The organism is Pyrodictium occultum, assembly GCF_001462395.1.
GTDB classification, from domain to species: Archaea; Thermoproteota; Thermoprotei_A; order Sulfolobales; family Pyrodictiaceae; genus Pyrodictium; species Pyrodictium occultum.
Genome location: NZ_LNTB01000001.1, coordinates 257,676 through 278,314 on the forward strand (window position 1 = coordinate 257,676; position 20,639 = coordinate 278,314).

The following is a 20,639-nucleotide window of genomic DNA, read 5'->3' on the forward strand; positions in this document are numbered from 1 at the left end:
CCCGGGCCCCGGAGGACCCCAGCCGTGCAGTGCAGGAGCTGCCTGGACGTTATAGGCAGCCACGCCAGTGTCAGGAAGTTCCTGCCCGAGCCCCTGGATCAGGGGGACCTGGAGCGGATCCTCGAGGCCGCCCGCCGGGCGCCCAGCTCGTGGAACCTCCAGCCGATCGTAGTGACCGCCGTCACTGATCCCGAGCTTAAGAGGAGGCTGTCGGAGGCTGTTGGCGGCCAGGAGCACGTGGCCCAGGCGCCCGTCTTCCTAGTGTTCAGCGTGGACTACCGTAAGCTCATCGAGGCGTCCCGGAGCGTGGGCGTGGAGCCTGCCGAGCCAGGCCTCGGGCACTTCATCGTGGGCGTGCTCGACGCCGGCATAGCCTCCGGCTGGGCGGCGCTGGCGGCTGAGACGCTGGGCTACGGGATAGTCTTCGTCGCGCTCTACGCCGACCCCTGCAGGGTCGCGGAGATACTAAACCTGCCCCGCTACGTTGTCCCCGTGGTGGGGCTTTGCATCGGCAAGCCCGCGGAGCGGCCGGAGCCGAGGCCCCGGCACCCTATGGAGGTGTTTGCCGCCGTCAACCGCTACCCCTCAGCCCCCGACGCCGTCGAGAATGTTGCGGGCATCTACCGGGGCCGCGGGGTCAAGCTGTTCAGGTACGTGCTCGCCCCGGGCGGCTACTACGAGGAGGTGGGCGGCGCGGTCCTCCGCTGCCTGAAGCAGCGGGGGTATAGGGTACCGGGGAGCTCCAGTAAGCATTATTAATTACATGTAAATATTGCGATATTTACTTAGGTTGGTAACGCTTTTATTTGCGTGATACTGTATTGTGAATCTGGTGGAGTTTACTTGGCCAGGCGGCTGCCAGCACTGCTCGCCGCCCTCGCAGCAGCCGCATTGGTGGCAACGCTCCACGTTTACGGCGGCTCTAGAGTCCTCAGTCCAGGCGGGAGGGGGGAGATCACCGTCTACCTCTGCGCGGCCGCCGAGAAGCCCTGGGAGGAGATAATAAAGGAGTTCGAACACGAGACAGGGATAAAGGTGAACGCGATCTACGGGTCCTCGGGCAGGCTCTACGCCATGATAAGGATGTCGCGGCGGGGCGACGTCTACGCCTCGGCCTCGCCCCTCTACATGGCTATGGCTGTGCTCGATGGCCTCGTCCGCCCTGACAGCGTCAGACCCGTAGCCTACCTGGTCCCCGTAATACTGGTGCCTCAGGGCAACCCGGCCGGGGTCCGGGGGCTCGCGGACCTGCTGAAGCCCGGTATCCGCGTGGCTATAGGAGATCCCAGCCATGTTGTGGTGGGTCAGTATGCGGTGGAGGTGCTCAAGCATAACGGGCTCTGGCCTCAGGCTAGGAGAAATATAGTCGTCTACGCTGAGAACTTCGCGAAGCTAGTAGCCCTCGTGGCTACCGGGGCTGTAGACGCGGCGATAGGCTGGCATGTTGCAGGCTACTGGTACCCTGGCAGGGTGGAGGTCGTGTGGCTGAAGCCTGGCCAGGTGCCGGAGGCCAGCTACATAGCGATAGGAGTGCTGAAAACTAGCAGGAACCCTGAGGCGGCCAGGAGGTTCATAGAGTTCGTCACCGGGTCTGACTACGCTAGGAAGGTGTGGAGTAAATACCACTACTTCACGAGCCCTCAGGAGGTTTGGAAGGTGGCGCCGGGCGCTAGTATACCGAGCATCGAGGAGGTTGAGGAGAGGCTGCAGCACTCGGGCGGCTAGGGGCTGGAGCCGCCGGCATCTAGGGCTTTGAGCACGCGCCTAGCCTCCTCGAGGGGGTACGCCTCGATGCTTCCATCCTTCCCTGCTACGAGCGCCAGGGGCCTGGAGAGCCTTGAGCCCTCGAGGTAGTCGCGGAGAAGGCCGTGGAGGAGGATGCGTAGCTCCGCCCTGGCCCAGCGCAGCTTCACCCCCCGCGAGTCCGCCTCCCTCAGCAGCTTCTCCACGAGGCTGTCAAGGGGTATCCCCTTTACAGCCTCGACCACTATGCCGGTCGCTAGCCGGTAGACCCTCAGAGTCTCCCTGGCGGCCTCCACGTTCGCCAACGCTCTCCGGTAGGTGGCTGCAGCATCCTGCCTCGTCGTGCCTAGCAGCCTCGCTATCTCCGAGAAGCCAAGCCCCCTTCCCTCCCGTAGGGCCAGTACCCTGGCCTGCTTGTGGGTGAGGAGGCCAAACCGCCCGGCCATGGAGGGCCCGGTTCCCTGCAAGGCCTCCTGGCGCCTTTAAGGTGCTTAGTCCGGCCCCGAGGCTCCAGCCGTGGCGGGGAGGTGGCCCGGAGGGTGAGGCTCGGCGGGCTAGTCCTCAGCGCCCCCGCGGTGCTGCTGGCGGCGGCCACCCTTGCCGTGCTAGTCTCCGTCTTCGCCTGGAGCAGCCCATCCGCTGTCGCAGCTGCCCTGGCGTCGAAGGAGGCCCTCTACGCTATATGGCTCAGTGTCTCCACCGCCCTCGCCGTGGCGATACTAGCCGTCCTGCTCGGCATACCGGTAGCCTACGCTATGGCGCGCGGCCTCCTGCCCGGGGGCAAGGCTCTAGAGACACTGCTCCTGATCCCCTTCGGCATGCCGCCGGTGGCCGTGGGCGCAGCACTCCTCATATTCTTCACCAACACGGGGCCGGGAAGCCTGCTAGACCGCCTCCTACGGGTGGTCTTCACCCCCAGAGGGCTCGTGGTAGCACAGTTCTTCGTGGTCTACCCCATAGCCCTGAGAGTCCTCAAGAGCAGTTTCGCCTCGGTGGACCCCAGGTACGAGGCGGTGGCACGGACACTGGGGTATACGAGGCTCCAGACGCTCATCCATGTATCCCTCCCCCTGGCGCGCCGCGGGGTGCTCTCAGCCCTCCTGCTCTCCTTCACCAGGGCCCTCGGCGAGTTCGGCGCCTCCGTCACGCTCGCGGGGGCCACGAGGCTCCGGACAGAGACCCTGCCGATAGCGATCTACCTCTCCATAAGCGGCGGGGAGCTGGACCTAGCGGTGGCTCTCATGGCGGTCTCGGTCCTCGTGGCAGGCGCATCGGTGGCAACTATGCTAGTGCTCGAGGAGGTGTAGACCTAGGGATGGCGCCCGCCCCGGCCCTCCGGGTGGAGGATCTCTGGGTGAAGCGTAAGAGCCGCCTCGTGCTCCGGGGTGTGAGCCTGGAGCTGGAGGAGCCCTCAATACTCGTCGTGCTCGGGCCCAACGGGGCTGGGAAGACCACGCTGCTAGAGACCGTGGCGGGGCTTGTCAAGCCGAGCCGTGGGAGGATAGTGGTCTCCGGGGAGACCGTCTACTCCAGCGCTCCCCCGAGGGTGAATACGCCCCCAGAGAGGCGAGGCGTCGCCTATGTTCCTCAGGATTATGGGCTTTTCCCCCACATGACTGTCTACGAGAACATTGCCTTCGGCCTCCGGGCCCGCCGCTGCCCCGGGGAGGATGTGGACAGGAGGGTGCGGGGGGTCGCCGGGGTCCTCGGGATAGAGCATCTCCTTGACCGCAGGCCCGCGGAGCTGAGCGGCGGCGAGAGGCAGCGCGTGGCGCTCGCCAGAGCCCTCGCAGTAGAGCCCAGGCTACTCCTCCTCGACGAGCCCTTCAGCGCTCTAGACGCGCCTAGCAGGGAGAGACTACGCTCCGAGCTGCGCAGCCTCCTCCGGAGGCTGAATGTTCCAGCAGTGATCGTGACCCACAGCTTCTCCGACGCCTGGGCCCTGGGGGATAGGATAGCTGTCCTCGACTCGGGCCGCGTGGTAGCCGAGGCTAGCCCCGGGGATCTGGCCTTGAGGCCGCTGAGGCACGGGGTGGCGGAGTTCCTAGGCTACATGGTGCTCGAGGCCCGGGTGCTCCGGGCGGAGGGGGGCCGGGCTTCCCTAGAGGCTCCCGGCCTCGGGCTGCTGGAGGCAGCCGTGGATGGGCTGGAGCCGGGCTCCAGGGTGCTGGTCGCCCTGAGGCCCGACGACCTGGTTGTCTCCGCCAGGCCCGTGGCTAGGACCAACACCTACCGGGCCCGGGTCGCCGAGGCCGTTGTGACCCGGCATGGTGTGCGCCTCCTACTAGAGGTCGGGGGCCTCGTGCTGAGGAGCGAGCAGGCCCGGGGGCCCCTCCTGGCCCTCCTCGGCCGCCTGCCGGGCCCCGGGGACCAGGTCTACGTCCACATACCCCCGGGGCTGGTAGACGTGAGGACCCTCTAGCCGGGCTTCCGCGCCACCACTATGACCCGTGTGAGGCTGCCGTGGACCCTCATGTAGTGCCTCTCCACCAGCCTGAGCCCGCTGGCCTCGGTCGCCTCGACCGCCCTCTCCTCAGCCCAGTGGGGGGTGGCGTAGGCGAGGAAGCCCCCGGGCCGCAGCACCCTGGAGGCCTCGGCCAGGAAGCCCTCAAGCAGCTCCCCGAGCGGCCTACCGTGGAGCGAGACGCTCCTGCCGTAAGGGGGGTCGGTGCCTATGCTCTGCACGCTCCCGCTCCTCAGGGGGAGCCTCGCCGCGTCCCACTGGGCCGGGGTTGAGAGCGCGTCCAGCGGGTAGGCGCGCAGGTTCACCCATGCCCCCTCCGCCAGCCTCCCGGAGAGCTCGCCGCAGAGCGTCTCTATCCCCATCTCCTGGGCCTCCAGGGCGAAGCCGCCCGTGCCGCAGAAGGGGTCGAGGTAGGGCCCGGGCGGCGCGGCGCGGGCGAGGTTGACGAAGAGCCTGGCCAGCCTGGGGTCGAGGCTGCCGGGGTGGAAGAAGGGCCTCCTCTGGGGCCGGTGGCCCTCCAGCATCCTCTTGGGCTGCTCGTCCTCCCTGAGCCCGAGCACGGCGACGCCCTCCGTGACCAGCAGCCTCACCGTCCTAGTGGGGCTCCTCGCCCCGGCCTCGGCGCCGCAGCGCCGGAGCAGGGGCGCGGCCTCGGCCGCGAGCCTCCTCGCCGCGTCGTCGGGGAGGCTGGCCCGGGCATAGCCCCGGACCCGGTGGAGCTCGAACCGCACCCGGTCCCCGGGGCCCGCGAGGCTGCACCAGTCTATGTAGGCCGCCGCGTCGAGCACGTCGCCCAGCCTGGCCTCAGAGACGGCCAGCACCCTGCCGGTCTCGTGCACCAGCCCGGCCCTCCACGCCACCCCCCGGCTGCTGCCGCAGCTGCACTCGAAAACCACCAGCTGGTCCAGCTCCTCCACAACCCGGTACCGGTGGCCCAGCGCCTCCAGTATGCCCCTCAGCTCGGCCTGGGGGAGGCTGGCATGTAGCCCGCTGAGCAGCGCGTAGTAGAGGAGCCGCGGCACAGCGGCCTCGTGACCCCCCGGGTCCCCGGGGCCCGGGGGCGCGGGGTAAAATTACGGGGGCTAGGGGGCGGGGAGCCTCTCCAGCGCCTCCATGGCCTCGCTGCCGCCGTCGTTGAAGCGGCGGAGGAGCTCCTCGGCGCTTGGCTCCCTCCTGCCCCGGGCGAACTTGCCCAGCACTAGGCAGGCGCAGTACTGGCCGCACATGTTGCAGGCCCTGGTGGCCGAGGGGAACTGGCTGTATATCTTCTTCGCGTGCTCCGGGTCCAGCGCGTAGCTCCACATCCTCTCCCAGTCGAGCCGGGCGCGGAGCAGGCTCAGCTCCGCGTCCCGCCTCGCAGCCCGGGCCCCGTACTTGGCCAGGTCCGCCGCGTGGGCGGCTATCTTGGCCGCTATGAGGCCCTCCTTCACCTGCTCGGGGTTGGGCAGGCTGAGGTGCTCGGCGGGCGTCACGTAGCATAGGTAGTCAGCGCCGCTGGCGGCGGCGACCGCACCGCCTATAGCGAAGGCTATGTGGTCATAGCCCATAGCTATATCGGTGACCAGGGGGCCGAGCACGTAGTAGGGCGCGCCCCCGGTCAGCGCCTTCATCAGCCTCACGTTGGCCGGTATCTGGTCGAGCGTCATGTGCCCCGGGCCCTCGACTATAGTCTGCACCCCCGCCTCCCTGGCGCTCCTCACCAGCCTGGCGGCCTCGATCAGCTCCCCCACCTGGAACTCGTCGTGCTGGTCCGCCAGCGCGCCCGGCCTGAGGCTGTCACCGACACTTATCACCGCGTCGTACTCGGCGAAGAGCTCCAGGAGGTAGTCCCAGTGCTTCCTATAGGGGTTCTCCTCCCCGTTCTCCAGCATCCATGCAGCCAGCAGCGCCCCGCCCCTGCTCGTTATCGGTATGACCCTGCTGCTCCGGACAGCCTTCAGCGCCAGCTCCCTGGTCAGCGCAGCGTGTATGGTCATGTAGTCTACCCCGTCCCGCAGCTGCCTCTCCACTATCCCGAGGAACCAGTCGCTGGGCATGGTGAGGCCGCCGTACTTGCGGATGCCCTCGACCCACGCCTGGTAGGTCGGCACAGTGCCCAGGGGGAGGGGCTCGGCCTCCCTCATTATCTTCCTCCTTATCTCGTCCAGGGACCCGCCCATGCTCAGGTCCATCACGGTGTCGCTCCCGTAGCGCCGCGCTATCCTGGCCTTCTCCAGCTCCATATCCACGTCCACTACCGTGCCGCTAGTGCCCAGGTTGACGTTAACCTTGGTGAAGAGGCCCTCCCCCACGCCCACAATCTTCACCCGGTCCAGGCGCCTGACGTTCCGGAGTATCGCTATCCTACCCTCGGCGATCCTCGTCCTGAGCTTCTCCACCGGGAGGCCCTCGAGCTTGGCCAGCTTCTCGATCTCCTCGGGTGTGGAGCCGCTCCTCGCGGACATCATTATAGTCTTAGCCATGAGCCTTCACCTCGGGGAGGCCTATGCTCCTGCCCGTGAGCTTCTCGGAGAGAATCCGGGCCAGCTTGGCCGCGGAGGCTATCATGCCCCCGAAAACGGGGCCCATGCGCCTCGTGTTGTATATCTCGGCCACCGACATGCCGGCGGCGTAGAGGCCGGGGAACACCTCGCCCGTGCGCTCGACCACCTGGCGCTCACCAGTCCAGACGTCGAGGCTCGACATGCCGGGCACCCTGATGCTCCCGGGGAGCCTCCTCTCCAGCAGCCGGGCGAGGGCCGCGTCGTGGCCGGTGGCGTCCACTACGGCCCTAGCCTCTATGAAGAGGGGGTCTACGTGCCAGCCGGCCTCCGACACCGGGGCCCAGTTGACCACGAGCCCCGCTACCCGGGCCGAGCCACCGTCACCCTTCACTATGAGGTCCTCCACCTCCACGCCCGGGAGTATGACCGCACCGGCTTCCAGGGCGCGGACGGTGAGCCTGGCCGCCGCCTCCATAGGGTCGAACGTGTAGATGCCATCCGCGGCCAGGCTCAGCCTCACGCCGGCTTTCCGGAGCACCTCCGCCGCCAGCCCCTCCTCGACGAGGCCCACCGGGAGCAGCATTGAGCCGCCCCGCATGCCGCCGCCAGTGCCCAGCCTCCGCTCAACGAGGGTGACGCGGAGCCCCTGCTCGGCCAGGAGCCAGGCGAGGGTGAGCCCCGCCGGCCCGCCGCCGGCTATCGCCACATCGGCCTCGACAGCCCTCGAGAGCTTCTCGAGGGCCGCCTGGAGCGCTAGGCGGGCGAGCGCCGCCTCGCTGTAGAGCTTCTCGATCTCCCGGGGGTAGAACTCCTCCAAGGCCCGGTGGCACCGTTAGCCCAGCATCTAAAAACGGTGTTATTAAGCATTCCTATAACCGGGTTCTGAGCGGTCATGAGCGCCATGGGCCCTAGCCGCTGCGCCCAGCCGCCGCCCAGAACAGCTCCTCCGCCAGCGGCCCCACGCTGAGAGCCAGCGCCGCCTCCTCCAGCAGGACGCGGCTCGGCGAGAGCCCGTAGGCGAGCAGCAGGGCGGGCCCCGCAACGGCTGTGAAGACCCAGGCCCAGCGGGCTATGGATGCGAACACCCCCACAATCTCGCCCGAGGCCCCTGCCACCTTGGAGCGGAGCAGCCCGGCTGTAGCAGCCAAGGCCGCGGCCGCAGCTGCTGCCGCGGCGCCCTGGCCCCCGGCAGCCGCCCGGAGGAACCCCATAGCGGCCACCCACACGATGCCCGAGACCACTAGCAGGTGGAAGACCCGGCGCCTCCCCAGCCGGTGGGCCAGGGAGTCCCCGGCCAGGCTGGTGAAGAGCCAGCCAACCGTCGCCGCGCCCATCGCGGAGCCCGTCAGCGCGTTCCCCGCGGCACCCGCCACGAGGCCGGCGGCGCCGACAACGCCTATGAGCCCGGCGTCGCGGAGCCCAAAGGCGGGCCCTTGGCCGCGTCCCCTAGCCCCTCTCGACCCCTCAACGCCCTTCCCGACAGCCATGGCTCTGCCCTGTCCAGCTGCAGTACGGGATCCGCCGAAAATATAGTAATGTATTTAACTGCTCATAGCACTGGCTCGGCGTAGCCGAGGGCCGGAGAGCAGCTAGCTAGGAATGGGGTGAAGCCAGGGATAATGCTGTTCTCGGGCATGTGGAGGATGTCGGGGACCGGCGGAGGCCATCATGAGGGAGGCCCTCCGCCCGCCGGCGGGGAGCAGCCCCGGCTGACACTGGAGCCCGGCGGGGAGCTGAGCCTCGGCAGGCTGGAGGCGAAGCTCGGCACGAACGGGCTCCTCGAAGCCTGCGACGGCTACAACTGCATAAGAGCCAGGCTGCCCCGTGGCGCGGCGGCCCGCCTGGAGCCCGTGCCTCCGGTCCACGTGCCCTCCCAGATGACTAACTGCCTCTACCTGGAGTTCGAGGAGCAGCTGGTAACCCCCGGCGAGCACGCCGTCTTCTGGGCCACAGTGCCCTATGAGCTAGCTATCTACGCTAACGGTGTCCTGCTCGGCTACCTCTCGCCCCTCCGCGTCAAGTACACGCTGGTAGGCGACGTCGTCGAGGGCACTGTGTGCCGCTACCACCGCTCCAGAGCCTCCACCGACCCCAGGGAGCTGCAGGCCGGCATGGAGGAGGCCCTCGCAGCCATAGAGTTCAGGGGGGCGCCCGGCAGGGTGCCCGGGGTGGGCTTCCACGTGGCGGACATACCCCTCTACGTGAAGGACGGCAGGGTCTACTACCCCCTGGTGAGGGCCGAGGTGGGCGCTTCAAGGGTATCCTCGAGGGTTGACCAGAGGCCCCCGGTGGAGGGGGCGCGGGGGGTCCAGCGCAGCCGCCAGAGGGGCATACTGCCACAGGTCTTCGTGGTGACCATCTGAGGGGTATTGACTGCGGGTGGTCGCCGTGGCCTCGGGCTCCGCACCCTCCCTAAACCTATCAGGTGTAAGGCTTGGCGACATGCTTGTGGCGCTGGCAATACTGGTCGCCACTATACTGATAGCGCTGTTCATAAGGCAGGTTATGAGGAGGAGTCTCCAGCACAAGCTGCCGAGCTATGTCTACAAGCCGCTGGAGAACATAGCGTTCTACGGCATTATAGTCACCGGGGTGGTGGCCGCCCTCGCCCCCCTCGGGGTGAGCCTCTCCGGCCTACTGGTGGCGGGCGGCTTCGCAGGCCTCGTGGTTGGTCTGGCCTCCCAGCAGGCGGTGTCGAACCTGGTTAGCGGCATCTTCCTGCTCATAGAGCAGCCGCTACGGATAGGCGATCCTGTAACCGTGAAGGATGTGAGCGGCGTTGTAGTCGATATAAACATCCTCTCCACCAGAGTGAGGACATGGGACGGCTATATAGTGAGAATACCGAACTCGACAGTATTCAACGAGCTGATAACCAACTACCAGCGCACCAGGGCTAGGAGGGTAGAGATAAGCATAGGCATCAGCTACGGCAGCGACCTGGACAAGGCAATGAGTGTTATAAGGGAGCTGATGGACGAGCACCCATACTGCCTCGTCAACCCCGCACCGGAGGTGTTCGTATCCAACTACGCAGACTCCGCCATAGTGATAACGGCCCGCTGCTGGGCCCCGCCCCAGGTCTGGTTCAGCACCAAGGTGCAGCTGCAGACGTCGCTGAAGAAGAGGCTCGACGAGGCCGGTGTGGAGATACCGTTCCCGCAGCTAGACCTGCACGTCAAGGACCTAGTCCCGCTCAGCGTCAGGCTTGAGGGAGCCACGGAGCCCAAGGGCTAGCCTGGAGTAGCCGAGGGCCAGCCTCGCCTCGTCTTTTCCACCGGCAGCCCTCTCCTCCAGCCCCTGGCCACGAGGCCTAGGATGCCCGGCATCAAGAGGCGTGTGCCACGGTACGCGAGCTAAGGGCGGCGGGGTCGGCGAGGTGTCCGGTCTCCACAGCCCCGGGCTCCCGGGGGGCTCTGTGGAGGTGCATCCCCAGGGCACCTCATCCCCCAGGGCTCCCTGCCCCCCGGGAGGCCTAGAGCTTTAGGCTGAGCCTCCGGAGCCTGTCCTCGAGCTCGGCGAGGTCCACGCCGTCCCTCAGCTTTATCACCGCGATGCCGCTGTGGCCTCCAATGTTCTCCGCTACCCCGTCACGGAGGAGCCCTACGGCCATCCTGTATGCGCCGCGGCCCCTGCTGCGGATTATGAGGAGTAGCGCGCCGTCATCCCTCTCCACGAGCAGCGCGACGGGCTGGCGGAGTATCTTGTAGAGCTTCGAGGCCAGCGCGCTCGCGCCCCTCCCGCTCCAGCGGCGGCGGGCGTCCACGAGCCTCACGTAGCCGACCCGCCTGGCCGAGAAGGCCAGGTCCTTCGCCAGGTCCTCCATCCTCCGGTCGCTCTCCTCCGCTACCCGTATCACCCGCTCCACCAGGTTCATGTCCACCGGCGTGTCCTGGGGCAGCGGGCTGGCCAGCCAGCGGACAAGCTTCCTCCACACCTCCTTGTCGCGGAGCACCGTGGAGGCCTTGGAGATGCTGGCGGCTAGCCTCACCACCCTCTTCTCGGCATCTGTCAGGGGCCTCCTGCTCCTCTCCAGCACGCCCACGGCCCTCATGAAGGCCTCCAGCCTGGGGGTGAGGTGCTTCACCCCAAGGCTTCGGAGGAGCTGGTAGGTCAGCACCGCGGTGGGCCTGTGGCCTAGGTAGACCTCCTCGCTCAGCTTGTAGAGCCTCTTGGACATGTAGAGGGTGGAGAAGTGGTGGTCAATGTATATCAGCCTTGTGGAGGAGCAGCTCCTGGCGAAGCCCTCCAGCGTCTCGTAGAGCTTCTCGGTGAGCGGTATATCTAGCACCGCCAGGGCGTCGGGGCAGTTGCCGCTGGCCGTCACGTTCTCCAGCGCGGTGGGGAAGCCCCTCGGCCCAGCCGGCTCCAGCGCGACCTCGTGACGGCCCTGGAGCGGGTAGACCTTCCGGTAGTGCTGCGCATAGTATATCATCGCGGCGGCGGTGGCGCCGTCGGCGTCCCAGTCGGCTATAACAGCAACCGGGTACTTTACCAGGCTCCTCGGCTTAGGCCCCTGCTGGTCCGCGGTCACGAAAACCCCCGGGGAGGTGTAGTGTCTAGCCCGCGGCCCCCTATAGCTGGACCCGGGAGGCCAGGCGGAGGAGGGCTCGGTGCTCGGCTGGACTCGTCACCCCCGGGAGGTAGGCATAATCCCTGGATCCTCACCGCCCCTCCCGGTGGCCGGGGAGGCCGGGGCCGGATAGCCTCCCACGCCCCCCGGCCGCTATACCCGGGAGCTACTAGCCCGCCATCCAGAACCCCCGCCGTCAATGCAGTATCCCATACCCGGGGGAGGTGACGCCAAGGATGCCGCTGTCCGGGCCACCGTGGCTGCTGCTGGAGGGCCTGGGCGCCGAGGAGGCCACGGAGGAGCTGGGGCTCAACATACTCGCGAGGCTCGCCGCTGGGCCGGCCGGGCTCCACCGGCTGCTCGACGACCTGCGGCGCCTCGAGGAGGCGGGGCTCCAGCCGCCCGGCTACACCCTCCGCGACGTGGTGGCGGAGCTGCGCCTCTACCGTGAGGCCGGCGTGGTCCAGGTGGACGTCGATGGCCTGCTCCACGTGGACCCCGAGAGGCTGGAGCTGGGGGCTAGGATGCTCGTATACTCCAGGGCTGCCGTGGTGGCCGAGGCCCTGGGCCTGGAGGGGGCGGCGCTGCCGCAGCCCGCCGGGGGCGGGGAGGCGGTGCACGCCCCGGCATAGGCGCGCCAGCTGCACACTGGTTTTATCTTTTGTCCCGGGTTCCCGGGATCTCCCTCCGCGGAAACACCTATTACCTCGGGGTCCGATGCCTCGGCGCTCGAGACGGCGTTGGCGGGGCCGGGCGTCCTGGAGGAGGGCTACGACCTAGCCTACGCCAAGAAGGCGGCCGCCCTGCTCGTCACGCTCCCGCTGCTGGTAATGTACACCGAGGCGGCCCTCATCCCAGCCCTTCCCGCGGTGCAGGAGCAGTACCACGTGAGCCCCAGCAGTGTTAGCTGGGTGCTCAGCATCTACCTCCTCAGCGCCGCCTCCAGCGTAGCGGTCATGGGGAGGCTCGGTGACATCCACGGGAAGAAGAGAGTCTTCCTGGCCGCACTGGCCATCTACACCGCGGGGGTGGCTCTCACCGGGTTCGCGCCGAGCTTCCCAGCCCTCCTAGCCGCCCGGGCCCTCCAGGGGGTGGGGATGGCGATATTCCCCCTAGGCTTCACCATGGTCCGCGAGGAGTTCCCGCCCCGAATGGTGCCCCAGGTCCAGGGGCTGATAAGCTCGATGTTCGGTGTGGGCGTGGCCATAGCCCTCCCCCTCGGCGGCTACGTAGACCAGCGCCTGGGCTGGCAGTGGACCTACCGCACCGCGGCGGTGCCCGCCGCGGCGTTCCTAGCCCTCTCGGCCAGGATGCTCCGGGAGAGCAGGTACCGCAGCCCCGGCCGCCTGGACGTGGTGGGCGCCGTCCTGCTAGCGGTGGCTGCTGCAGCCAGCCTGACGGCAGTGACCATGGCGCCCTACTCCGGCTGGGCCTCCCCCCACACGCTAGGCCTCTTCGCCGCCTCGGCAGCGGTGCTTGCGGCGCTGATCCTCCACGAGCGCCGCGCCGAGCACCCCCTCGTGCCGCTGGAGCTGTTCCGGGAGGCAAACGTGGTAGCCGTCTACATGGGCGTCTTCCTCGTAGGCTTCACAGCCCAGATGAGGAGCCAGGCGCTCTCCTACCTGCTCCAGATGCCCCCGCCCTACGGCTACGGCAGGACGACCTTCGAGGCAGGGAGCCTCATGGCCCCGGTGGCCCTTGCAAGCATAGTGACGAGCCCCCTCGCGGGCCGCGCCATAGTGGCGGCGGGGGCCAAGCCCGTGGCGGGCCTCGGGGCCCTCATCTCCATGGTGAGCCTCGCAGCCCTCGCCTACAACCCCACGGGCGCGGGCCTCTGGTGGATAGTGGGCTTCACCACCCTGACGGGAGTGGGAATGAGCCTGTTGAACGTCTCCCTGATAAACATCCTGGTATTCACGGTGGACAGGGGGGCGATGGGCGTGGCCACCGGGCTCAACACGCTCTTCCGCAGCCTAGGCTCGGCGTGGGGCCCCGCGGTGGCGGGCAGCGTGATGAGCCTCTACTCGGCCAGGATACTGCTCCACGGCTCGGAGGTCGAGGTGCCCCTGCCCCAGGCCTACACGGTGCTCTTCCTAGCCGCCGCGGCCCTCTACGCGGCCCTAGCGGCGGCCAGCCTACGGGTCCGCGAGGTGGTGAGGGTGAGGGTGCAGGGCTAACCGCCCGGAGGCTCCCGCGGCGCCTCGGCCAGGAGGCGCTCGAGGAGCCCCCGGGCGGCCTTCAGGAACTCCTCCACCGGGCCCTCGTTCACAAGCATATAGTCGGCCAGTGCTATCACGCTCCCTAGGCTGAAGCTCAGCTCGGTCATATCGCGCTCCCGGAACTCCTCCCAGCTGCCGGGGTCGCCCGGCCTACCCCTCCTCCGGAGCCTCTCGAACCGGGTCCTCGGCGACGCGTGGACAGCCACCGTGATAACCCTGCCCAGCCTCTGGAAAACCTCCACCTCCACCAGGCTCCGGACGCCATCGACCACCACGACGGGCGAGGAGCCCCGCTCCAGCCTCCCCGCAACCCTCAGCGCCACGGCAGCGGGCCCCTCCTCCTTGCGGAGGAGGCGGGCAACCATGTTCAGGTTGGAGGGGGTTGGCTCCAGCCCCCGGCGCCGGGCCTCCTCCCGGACCACATCCCCCATCACGTAGACCGGGAGCCCCATCTCCCGGGCGACGCTGGAGAAGAGACTCTTACCGCTCCCCGGCATCCCCGCGACGAGGATGATCAGCCGCCCGGCGGCCACACCAGCCCCCTGGGTAAGGGGTGCCGGGGCCCTAGGAGCTAGAGGCTAAAGAAGGCTAGGCAGCCCCCGGGAGCCGGGTCAGGAGGCGGGAGGGCGTTAGGATGGGCTGGAACGAGTAGAGGTACGTGCAGGAGAGGGAGCCCCTGGGGCCGTAAAAATCACGGTAGGAGGTATGGGGTGCCTGTAGGCCCCGCCGAGGCTAGCAGTTGGCGACGCGCTTGAGGAACTTCCTGGCCTGCTCCTTCTCCTCGGCGCTGGCCTTGTCCTCGTAGCAGAACCACCAGTCGAAGCACTTGAACTTCTGCACCCTCTCCTTCGCCTCCTGCTCGGTGGATGCAGGCGGCACTATCAGGTTGTCGCCTATGAGCTCGTTGTTCGGCCAGTTGGCTGGCAGGGCGCGGCCGTACTTGCTGTTCAGCTGGAGCGCCAGCACCAGCCTCAGTATCTCGTCGATGTTCCTGCCGACGTCCAGTGGGTAGTAGAGTATGGCCCTTATGACGCCCTTGTCGTCCACTATGAAGACGGCGCGGACGGTGACTACGCCGCTCTCAGCGTGTATCATGCCGAGCTTCTTGGCTACCTCGCCCATGGGGTCGGCGATTATCGGGAAGGGTATCTCGACGCCCAGCTTCTCCTTGATCCACTCCTTCCACTTTATGTGGCTGAATGTGTTGTCGACGCTGAGGCCTATCAGCTCAGTGTTTATCTTCTTGAAATCCTCGTACCTCTTGGCGAAGGCTACGAACTCGGTAGTGCACACCGGCGTGAAGTCGGCCGGGTGGCTGAAGAGGACGAACCACTTGCCCTTGAAGTAATCGGGCAGCTTTATCCTGCCGCGGTCGGTGTTGACCTCCATCTCGGGGAAGCGCTCGCCGATTAGAGGTATGGTTCCGGGCATGCTTCTCGCACCTCTCTTCCCGCTCTTCTCTCCAGGCTGATTCCTCTTAGAAACCATTTCGAGTATAAATGCCTACCGGCGCTGAGGCATTACGGCATATCTTCTTAAACCGGCTCCCCATCGCCCCTATAGACTTGTGTTGATTCAGCTGACGGCAGCTGCTAGGGCGGCTGCAGCGGCACAAGCGCTATGAAGACATCGTTCACATTGGTGCCGGTGAAGCCGCCCGTGTCTATCACTCCCCCGGACTGGCTGAAGAAGCCGTAGCTGTCGTTCCCCTCCAGCGCCCTCCAGGGGTCCAGGCCCATGGAGAGGGCCCGGGGCAGCGTCTCCTCGTCCACCAGCGCGCCCGCGGCGGGGCTGTTGCCATCCACCCCGTCGGTGCCCATGCAGGCGGCCGCGTAGCGGGCTACGCTCCTCCCCCGGTGCAGCTCCATGGCAAGGGAGAGGCACAGCTCCTGGTTCCTGCCTCCAGTCCCGCCGCCCCTCACTGTGACCGTTGTCTCGCCGCCGGCTAGCAGCGCGGCCGGGGGCGCGGCCGGCGAGGGGCCCCCGGCGGCCGTGGACTCGACCACCCCGGCCAGGGGCTTAGCCGCCTCCCTGGCCTCGCCCCTCAGCCTATCGGTGAGGATCACCGTGTTGTAGCCCCTAGCCCTCAGCAGCCCGGCCGCCGCCCGGAGGGCGTCGCGGTTGGAGGCCACGAGGAGGCTCGTTGCCTTCTCGAACAGCGGGTCACCGGGCTTAGGCGTCTCCGGGGCCAGGCCGCGCAGCCCGGCCTCTATCCAGCTCCTCACCGCCTCCGGCGCCTCCTCCCACACACCGTAGCGGCGGAGTACCCTGTAGGCGTCGCTGAAGCTGGTCTCGTCGGGCACCGTGGGCCCCGAGGCCACCGTGTCAAGCCTGTCCCCGACCACGTCGCTGACTATGAGCGAGACCACCCTGCCGGCCCTGGTATAGCGTAGCAGCTGCCCGCCCTTCACCGCGGAGAGGTGCTTCCTCACCGCGTTCAGCTCGTAGATGTCGGCGCCGCGGCGGAGGAGCCTCTCCACAACCACGGCCTCGTCCTCGAGGCTCACCCCGTCGGCGGGGACCTCGAAGAGGGAGCTGCCCCCGCCCGAGACCAGCACCAGGAGGAGCGCGTCCCCGGGCACCGAGGCGAGGAACTCGAGGAGCCTCCTGCTGGAGCGCAGCGTAGCCTCGCCGGGCACGGGGTGGTCGCCCTCGAGCACCTCCACCGGGCCAACCCGGCCCCCGTGGCCCCGCGGCGCCACCACCACCCCTGCCTCCACGAGCCCGTCCAGCGCCTCAACCACGCCCTCGGCCATGCCCCTGGCCGCCTTCCCGAAGCCGGCTAGGTAGACGCCAGCCCGGGGGCAGAGCCTCCCCGCCCCCTGGATCTCGACGCAGCCGCCGCTGCGGCGGAGCCGCCGGCGCATCAGCCTCCGGGGCTCCACGGCGTCGAGGGCCGCCTCGAGGGCGTCCAGGAGGTCGCGGTGGAGGCCGCTCCTCTCCAGCTCTCCACGGTTGCGGATGAACCCCAATGCCCGAGCCCCCCGGGCTAGGCTCCTAGCCCCCAGCTCTTACCCCTCCCGTGGCGAGCAACGAGGAGGCCAGCACCATGGCGGCGCCCAGGGCCTGGAGCGGGGAGAGCCTCTCGCCCAGGAGGAGCCAGGCTAGCACAACAGCAGTGACCGGCTCTACAAGGCTGACCACGGCCACCCGGTGGGCCTCGAGCCTGCGCAGGGCGCGGCTGCTGAGCGTGTAGGGGACTAGCGTGCCGGCGCAGGCCAGGTAGGAGGCGTAGGCCAGGTCTACGAGGCCCGGCGGCCCCCGGGGCCTCGCCACCGCCGTGACGCCGAGTGCTGCGAAGGGGAGGCTGTGGACGGCCACCCCGGCAACCCCGGCTCCCCGCAGCTGGGCGTAGCGGGAGAGGAGGATGTAGGCGGCGTAGCTGACCCCGGAGGCGAGGCCCAGCAGCACCCCGGCGGCGTCGAAGCTGCCTCCCCCGGGCCCCACGGCCAGGACGGCGCCGGCCAGCCCCAGGGCCATGGAGGCGAGCCCCTGGCCCCCAGGGGGTTCCCCGAGCAGGGGCCCCGAGGCGAGCGCCACCCAGGCGGGAGCCGTGTAGAGTAGTATGCTGGCCAGCGCGGCGCCTATCCTGGAGACGGCGAGGAAGTAGGTGGCGTAGAGCGGCGCGAGCCCGAGGAGCCCCACCGCTATACTCCACTTCCCCGGCCTCCCGGCCCCCAGCAGCGCGGCCACCGGGCTGGCGAGCGCCGCCAGCAGGGGCCTGCCGAGGATGAGCCAGGCCCCGTCGGCGCCTGCCTGGACGCCTAGCCTGTAGGCCACGCCTATGCTGCCCCATAGGACGGCCGCCGCGGCCGCTTCGGCCACGCTCCTCCAGTAGCCCCTCCCCCTCAAGGCCCGCTGCCCTCTGCGCCTCCCCTGGGGGCGGCGGGATGACGGTAGCACTCTTTTGGCTTGGCAGCGGCCTCTGCCGCTCCGCCAGGGGTGCCCCCCGGGTGGCCAGGATAGTCGTGGTCGGCAGCGGCTTCGCCGGCGTCGAGGCGGTGAGGAGGCTGACTGGACTCGGGCTCTGCGAAAGGGGGGAGTGCGTCTGGGTCACCTCCAGGCCCAGCATGGTCTTCCTGCCCCTGGTGCCCGCGCTGGTGAGCCGCCGCTACCGGCCCGAGGACGTGGAGTGGAGCGTCGAGGCCTACGCGGGTAGGCTCGGCGTGTCGCTGGTGGCCAAGCGGGCCACGGCTGTCGAGGAGGGGAGGATCCGCCTCGAGGACGGCGAGACCATCGACTTCGACTACGCGGTGATAGCTGCTGGCGCCCGGCCCGCTTTCTACGGGGTCCCCGGGGCCGAGGAGCTCAGCCTCACCGTCTACGGGGCCGAGGAGGCCTGGAGGCTCGGCGGCATGATAGAGGAGGGGAGAATCCAGAGCATGGTAGTGGTGGGCGCCGGGTTCGTCGGGGTCGAGGTGGCGGCGGAGGCGCTCTGGCTCGCCAGGAGGCTGGGGAGGGAGCTGCGCGTGACCCTTGTGGATATGCTGCAGGAGCCCCTCCAGCTGCTGGGCAATGAGAAGGCCTCCAGGCTGGCCAGGAGGCTGCTGGAGGAGATGGGCGCCGGGTTCAGGATGGGGCAGCCTGTGACCAGGGTGTACGAGGGCGGCGTCGAGCTGAAGGACGGGAGCAGGGTGGAGGGCGACGTCGTTATCTGGTCCGCAGGGCTCAGGGGCCCCGGGATAGAGGCGCCCAGGGAGGCCCTGGCGAGGGGAGGGTTCCTCCGGGTGGACGAGTACCTCCGCGTCCCCGGCCTAGGCGGCCGCGTCTACGCCGCAGGCGACGCCACAGAGTTCAGGAGGGGCCAGTGCGTGGCCCTCAAGATGGCCAGGGAGGCTCTGAGGAGCGCGGCGAGGGCGGTGAATAATATAGCCGCGAGGATGCAGGGGGCCGGGGAGAAGCCCTACCATCCGCTCATAACCAGCTACAGGCCCCTCGCCGGGATAACGCTGGGCCCCGAGGAGGGCATACTGGTGCTGGGCAAGAGGCTGGCGCTCCGCAGCAACCTGGCGCACTGGTACCACGAGAGGGTGAGGCGCCTCTACCAGGAGCTCCTCGCCGGCAAGCCCTAGCCGCCGGTGTACCGGTAGAGTATCAGACCCGTGAGCCTACGGCCGCCGGGGGCGGCGGGACGGTAGACCATCTCCACGCGGCCGCCGAGAAGCCCCGCCACCGCCCTCGCCGCCTCGGCCGCCGCCCCGGCGTCGAAGGCGTCGGCGGTGTAGACCGCTACCTGGGCGGGGTCCCTAGGCTCAAGGCTAGTCTCCATCCTCAGCAGCCACCTCTCCCCCCGCCCAGCGGCCTCGGCCAGCCCCTCCACGAGCCCCGGCCTGCGGCTGCGGGGCACCACTAGCACCCAGGCGCCCTCAAGCAGCTCCAGCGCCTTGTGGACCGGCAGGCTGCAGGCCCTGAGGCGGAGGCTGGCCGCGTGCACAGCGAGGCTCCGGGCCTCTGGGGCCAGGCCGCGGGCCCGCGCCTCCTCGGCGACGCGGCCCGGGTCGAGGCCGCCGCTGCAGAGCCTCTCCAGCGTCTCCGCGGCCCTGGTCCTCTGCTCCTCGACGCTAGCGCTCACCACTAGGAGCTGGCTCCTCTCCACCAGGTATGGGAGGTTGGTGAGCAGGTTGGCGAGCCTCTCGAGGGCCTCAGCCTCGCCGCGCTGGAGCCCGTGGCGCCGGAGCCCGGGCAGCTCGACCCGCCAGTGCTCGACGGCGAGACTCCTCCCCCACTCCTCCAGCACGCGCTCCACAACCCTCCTCGCATGCTCCACCGCGACCCCATTGACCACGGCCAGCCTCTCCACAGCCTTCTCGAGCCCGCCGCTCTGCCGGGCCTTCTCAACCCGGTAGGCCTTGAGGAAGTTGCCGCAGAGGGGCAGGAGGTCCTCGAGGATGGCCCTGCCCCCGCCGTCGAGGAGCCATATGCGCCAGTAGCCCGCCACCCTGAGCGCCGGGGCGCCGCAGTAGGCGCAGCCCCTGCCGAGCAGCCCGCCGAGCAGCTCCCGGAGCCTCTCCACGGCCCCCGCGGCCCCTGGGCCCGCCAGCCCCTCTGCCAGCGCCGGGTCGAGCCTGGCGAGGGTGGAGGGCTCCGCCCCCCAGAGCCTTGGGGGCAGGGGCCGCGGGCAGAGCCTGAGGCCGCGGCACGCGTCCTCGTAGAGAGGCTGCATCACAAGGCACCGTCACAAGACTAGGCCGGGTGACGCGGCGATAACGGCTCCCCTGGCTGGTACCCTCAGCCCTCCGGGTAGCGGAGGAATTCGAGGAACTCCCCCTCCTGGTCTATGAGGAGTGCACCGGCGCCGGCCCCGTGGTAGAGGCTCGAGAACACTGTCACCACCGAGCCCTCCAGCTCCCTCATCCCCATACGCTCCCCGTGGCCCACGCCTTTGAGCAGCCTCCCCTCCCGGGTCCACACAGCGTGAGCGTCCACAGCCTCGTGGGCCCGGACAAGGAGGCTCAGCCCATTGGCGCGGAGGAAGCTGGTCCAGGCGAGCCGGCCGTAGTAGTAGACCCCGGGGCCCCGGATGCTCGGCGCGAACCACTCCAGGTCTCCCCTGGGGTCGTTCCAGAGCAGCTGGGCGGCGAGGCTGTCGCTCCACTCGTCCAGCTCGGGGCGGCAGTGGAGCCTCGAGAGACGCTCAGCCAGTTCCTCCAGGGACACGGGCTCCTCGGGGCCCCCGCTGCACTCGCGGCAGGGGACCCCGCCGTGGAGGAGGAGCACGCCCCGGGACCTGGCGGCGTAGGGGAGGCAGGAGTAGAGGCGGCGGAGGGGGGCCAGCCTGCCCGGGCCCAGCTTGGAGTAGTACTCTTCAAGGAATCCGTAGTACCTGTTCATCTCCAGCGACTCGTGGTTGCCGCGGAGCAGCAGCAGCCTCCCCGGCTCCGCCAGCATCCTCTCGAGGAGCAGCTCCAGGTTCTCCACGCTCCAGGGGCCGCGGTCCACGTAGTCCCCCAGGAAGACGACCGCCTCCGCCCCGTGCTTGTCCGCGAGCCGCAGCGCCCACTCAGAGACCTCGGGGTAGCCGTGGGTGTCGCCGACCACTAGTATCCTCCCAGCCTCCACCTCCACCACGGGGCCACGGCTGGCCAGGAGCCCGGCTGCATCCTCCATTAGCTCCACTAGCCTCGCCAAGCCTTGACCCGGCTGGCTGTGGGAGGGCT

The 20,639-nt window shown here is 68.7% G+C and carries 21 protein-coding genes; 9 read left to right on the top strand and 12 right to left on the bottom strand.

The features are described 5' to 3' along the window. Positions 1 to 24: 24 nt before the first annotated feature. Both CF15_RS01440 and modA read left to right on the top strand, forming a co-directional pair. Positions 25 to 759 (top strand): nitroreductase family protein, encoded by a 735-nt coding sequence (locus tag CF15_RS01440; protein ID WP_058370204.1) that lies wholly within the window; start codon positions 25 to 27, stop codon positions 757 to 759. An 84-nt stretch (positions 760 to 843) separates the two neighbouring features. Beyond that, on the top strand, positions 844 to 1,725 hold the full coding sequence (modA, locus tag CF15_RS01445) for a molybdate ABC transporter substrate-binding protein (protein ID WP_058370205.1): 882 nt from the start codon (positions 844 to 846) through the stop codon (positions 1,723 to 1,725). Here the strand turns inward: modA and CF15_RS01450 are convergent. Beyond that, positions 1,722 to 2,189, bottom strand: a complete 468-nt coding sequence (locus tag CF15_RS01450; RefSeq protein ID WP_058370206.1) for a Tfx family DNA-binding protein — start codon at positions 2,187 to 2,189, stop codon at positions 1,722 to 1,724. The two genes, modA and CF15_RS01450, sit on opposite strands and share 4 nt — an antisense overlap. A gap of 81 nt (positions 2,190 to 2,270) precedes the next feature. Here CF15_RS01450 and CF15_RS01455 point away from each other — a divergent pair, with 81 nt between their 5' ends. Both CF15_RS01455 and CF15_RS01460 read left to right on the top strand, forming a co-directional pair. Beyond that, positions 2,271 to 3,050 carry a molybdate ABC transporter permease subunit gene (locus tag CF15_RS01455; RefSeq protein ID WP_058370207.1) on the top strand — a complete coding sequence of 260 codons (780 nt, stop codon included), beginning with the start codon at positions 2,271 to 2,273 and terminating at the stop codon, positions 3,048 to 3,050. 8 nt (positions 3,051 to 3,058) lie between these two features. After that, complete coding sequence (locus CF15_RS01460; RefSeq protein ID WP_058370208.1) at positions 3,059 to 4,165, top strand: ABC transporter ATP-binding protein; 1,107 nt, start codon at positions 3,059 to 3,061, stop codon at positions 4,163 to 4,165. On the opposite strand, the gene CF15_RS01465 is transcribed toward CF15_RS01460, so the two are convergent. The 4 genes from CF15_RS01465 to CF15_RS01480 form a co-directional block, all read right to left on the bottom strand. After that, positions 4,162 to 5,229 carry a TRM11 family SAM-dependent methyltransferase gene (locus tag CF15_RS01465; RefSeq protein WP_058370209.1) on the bottom strand — a complete coding sequence of 356 codons (1,068 nt, stop codon included), beginning with the start codon at positions 5,227 to 5,229 and terminating at the stop codon, positions 4,162 to 4,164. The two genes, CF15_RS01460 and CF15_RS01465, sit on opposite strands and share 4 nt — an antisense overlap. A gap of 60 nt (positions 5,230 to 5,289) precedes the next feature. Beyond that, positions 5,290 to 6,669 (bottom strand): phosphomethylpyrimidine synthase ThiC, encoded by a 1,380-nt coding sequence (gene thiC / locus CF15_RS01470; protein ID WP_058370210.1) that lies wholly within the window; start codon positions 6,667 to 6,669, stop codon positions 5,290 to 5,292. After that, positions 6,662 to 7,507, bottom strand: a complete 846-nt coding sequence (locus CF15_RS01475; RefSeq protein ID WP_058370211.1) for a sulfide-dependent adenosine diphosphate thiazole synthase — start codon at positions 7,505 to 7,507, stop codon at positions 6,662 to 6,664. The genes thiC and CF15_RS01475 overlap by 8 nt, the downstream gene beginning before the upstream one ends. A gap of 91 nt (positions 7,508 to 7,598) precedes the next feature. Then, entirely contained in the window at positions 7,599 to 8,177 is a 579-nt protein-coding gene (locus CF15_RS01480) for a hypothetical protein (RefSeq protein ID WP_058370212.1), read from the bottom strand. Positions 8,178 to 8,309: 132 nt separating this feature from the next. On the opposite strand from CF15_RS01480, the gene CF15_RS01485 reads away from it, so the two are divergent. Together CF15_RS01485 and CF15_RS01490 are read left to right on the top strand one after the other, a co-directional pair. After that, positions 8,310 to 9,053, top strand: a complete 744-nt coding sequence (locus CF15_RS01485; protein WP_058370213.1) for a DUF432 domain-containing protein — start codon at positions 8,310 to 8,312, stop codon at positions 9,051 to 9,053. Positions 9,054 to 9,069: 16 nt separating this feature from the next. Continuing rightward, entirely contained in the window at positions 9,070 to 9,927 is an 858-nt protein-coding gene (locus CF15_RS01490) for a mechanosensitive ion channel family protein (protein ID WP_058370214.1), read from the top strand. Positions 9,928 to 10,165: 238 nt separating this feature from the next. On the opposite strand, the gene CF15_RS01495 is transcribed toward CF15_RS01490, so the two are convergent. After that, positions 10,166 to 11,224: a hypothetical protein gene (locus tag CF15_RS01495; RefSeq protein WP_058370215.1), complete on the bottom strand. Its 1,059-nt coding sequence runs from the start codon at positions 11,222 to 11,224 to the stop codon at positions 10,166 to 10,168. Between the two features lie 275 nt (positions 11,225 to 11,499). Between CF15_RS01495 and CF15_RS08740 the strand changes: the two genes are divergently transcribed. Both CF15_RS08740 and CF15_RS01505 read left to right on the top strand, forming a co-directional pair. After that, complete coding sequence (locus CF15_RS08740; RefSeq protein ID WP_058370216.1) at positions 11,500 to 11,895, top strand: hypothetical protein; 396 nt, start codon at positions 11,500 to 11,502, stop codon at positions 11,893 to 11,895. Between the two features lie 108 nt (positions 11,896 to 12,003). Further along, positions 12,004 to 13,440, top strand: a complete 1,437-nt coding sequence (locus CF15_RS01505; protein WP_201783068.1) for an MFS transporter — start codon at positions 12,004 to 12,006, stop codon at positions 13,438 to 13,440. Here CF15_RS01505 and CF15_RS01510 read toward each other — a convergent pair. The 4 genes from CF15_RS01510 to CF15_RS09250 form a co-directional block, all read right to left on the bottom strand. Continuing rightward, positions 13,437 to 14,015 (bottom strand): AAA family ATPase, encoded by a 579-nt coding sequence (locus CF15_RS01510; protein ID WP_269082796.1) that lies wholly within the window; start codon positions 14,013 to 14,015, stop codon positions 13,437 to 13,439. The two genes, CF15_RS01505 and CF15_RS01510, sit on opposite strands and share 4 nt — an antisense overlap. A 199-nt stretch (positions 14,016 to 14,214) precedes the next feature. Continuing rightward, positions 14,215 to 14,913, bottom strand: a complete 699-nt coding sequence (locus CF15_RS01515; protein ID WP_058370217.1) for a peroxiredoxin — start codon at positions 14,911 to 14,913, stop codon at positions 14,215 to 14,217. A 161-nt stretch (positions 14,914 to 15,074) separates the two neighbouring features. Next, positions 15,075 to 16,454 (bottom strand): glycerate kinase type-2 family protein, encoded by a 1,380-nt coding sequence (locus tag CF15_RS01520; RefSeq protein ID WP_083494421.1) that lies wholly within the window; start codon positions 16,452 to 16,454, stop codon positions 15,075 to 15,077. Positions 16,455 to 16,479: 25 nt separating this feature from the next. Beyond that, positions 16,480 to 17,334: a DMT family transporter gene (locus CF15_RS09250; protein WP_058370218.1), complete on the bottom strand. Its 855-nt coding sequence runs from the start codon at positions 17,332 to 17,334 to the stop codon at positions 16,480 to 16,482. Between the two features lie 101 nt (positions 17,335 to 17,435). Here CF15_RS09250 and CF15_RS01530 point away from each other — a divergent pair, with 101 nt between their 5' ends. Continuing rightward, the gene (locus CF15_RS01530; protein WP_058370219.1) at positions 17,436 to 18,554 is read left to right on the top strand and encodes an NAD(P)/FAD-dependent oxidoreductase; all 1,119 of its coding nucleotides are present in this window, start codon (positions 17,436 to 17,438) and stop codon (positions 18,552 to 18,554) included. Here CF15_RS01530 and CF15_RS01535 read toward each other — a convergent pair. After that, entirely contained in the window at positions 18,551 to 19,645 is a 1,095-nt protein-coding gene (locus CF15_RS01535) for a hypothetical protein (protein ID WP_058370220.1), read from the bottom strand. The genes CF15_RS01530 and CF15_RS01535 overlap by 4 nt on opposite strands. A 65-nt stretch (positions 19,646 to 19,710) precedes the next feature. Next, a complete protein-coding gene (locus CF15_RS01540; RefSeq protein ID WP_058370221.1) occupies positions 19,711 to 20,610 on the bottom strand; it encodes a metallophosphoesterase in 900 nt (299 codons plus the stop codon). Positions 20,611 to 20,639: the final 29 nt, after the last annotated feature.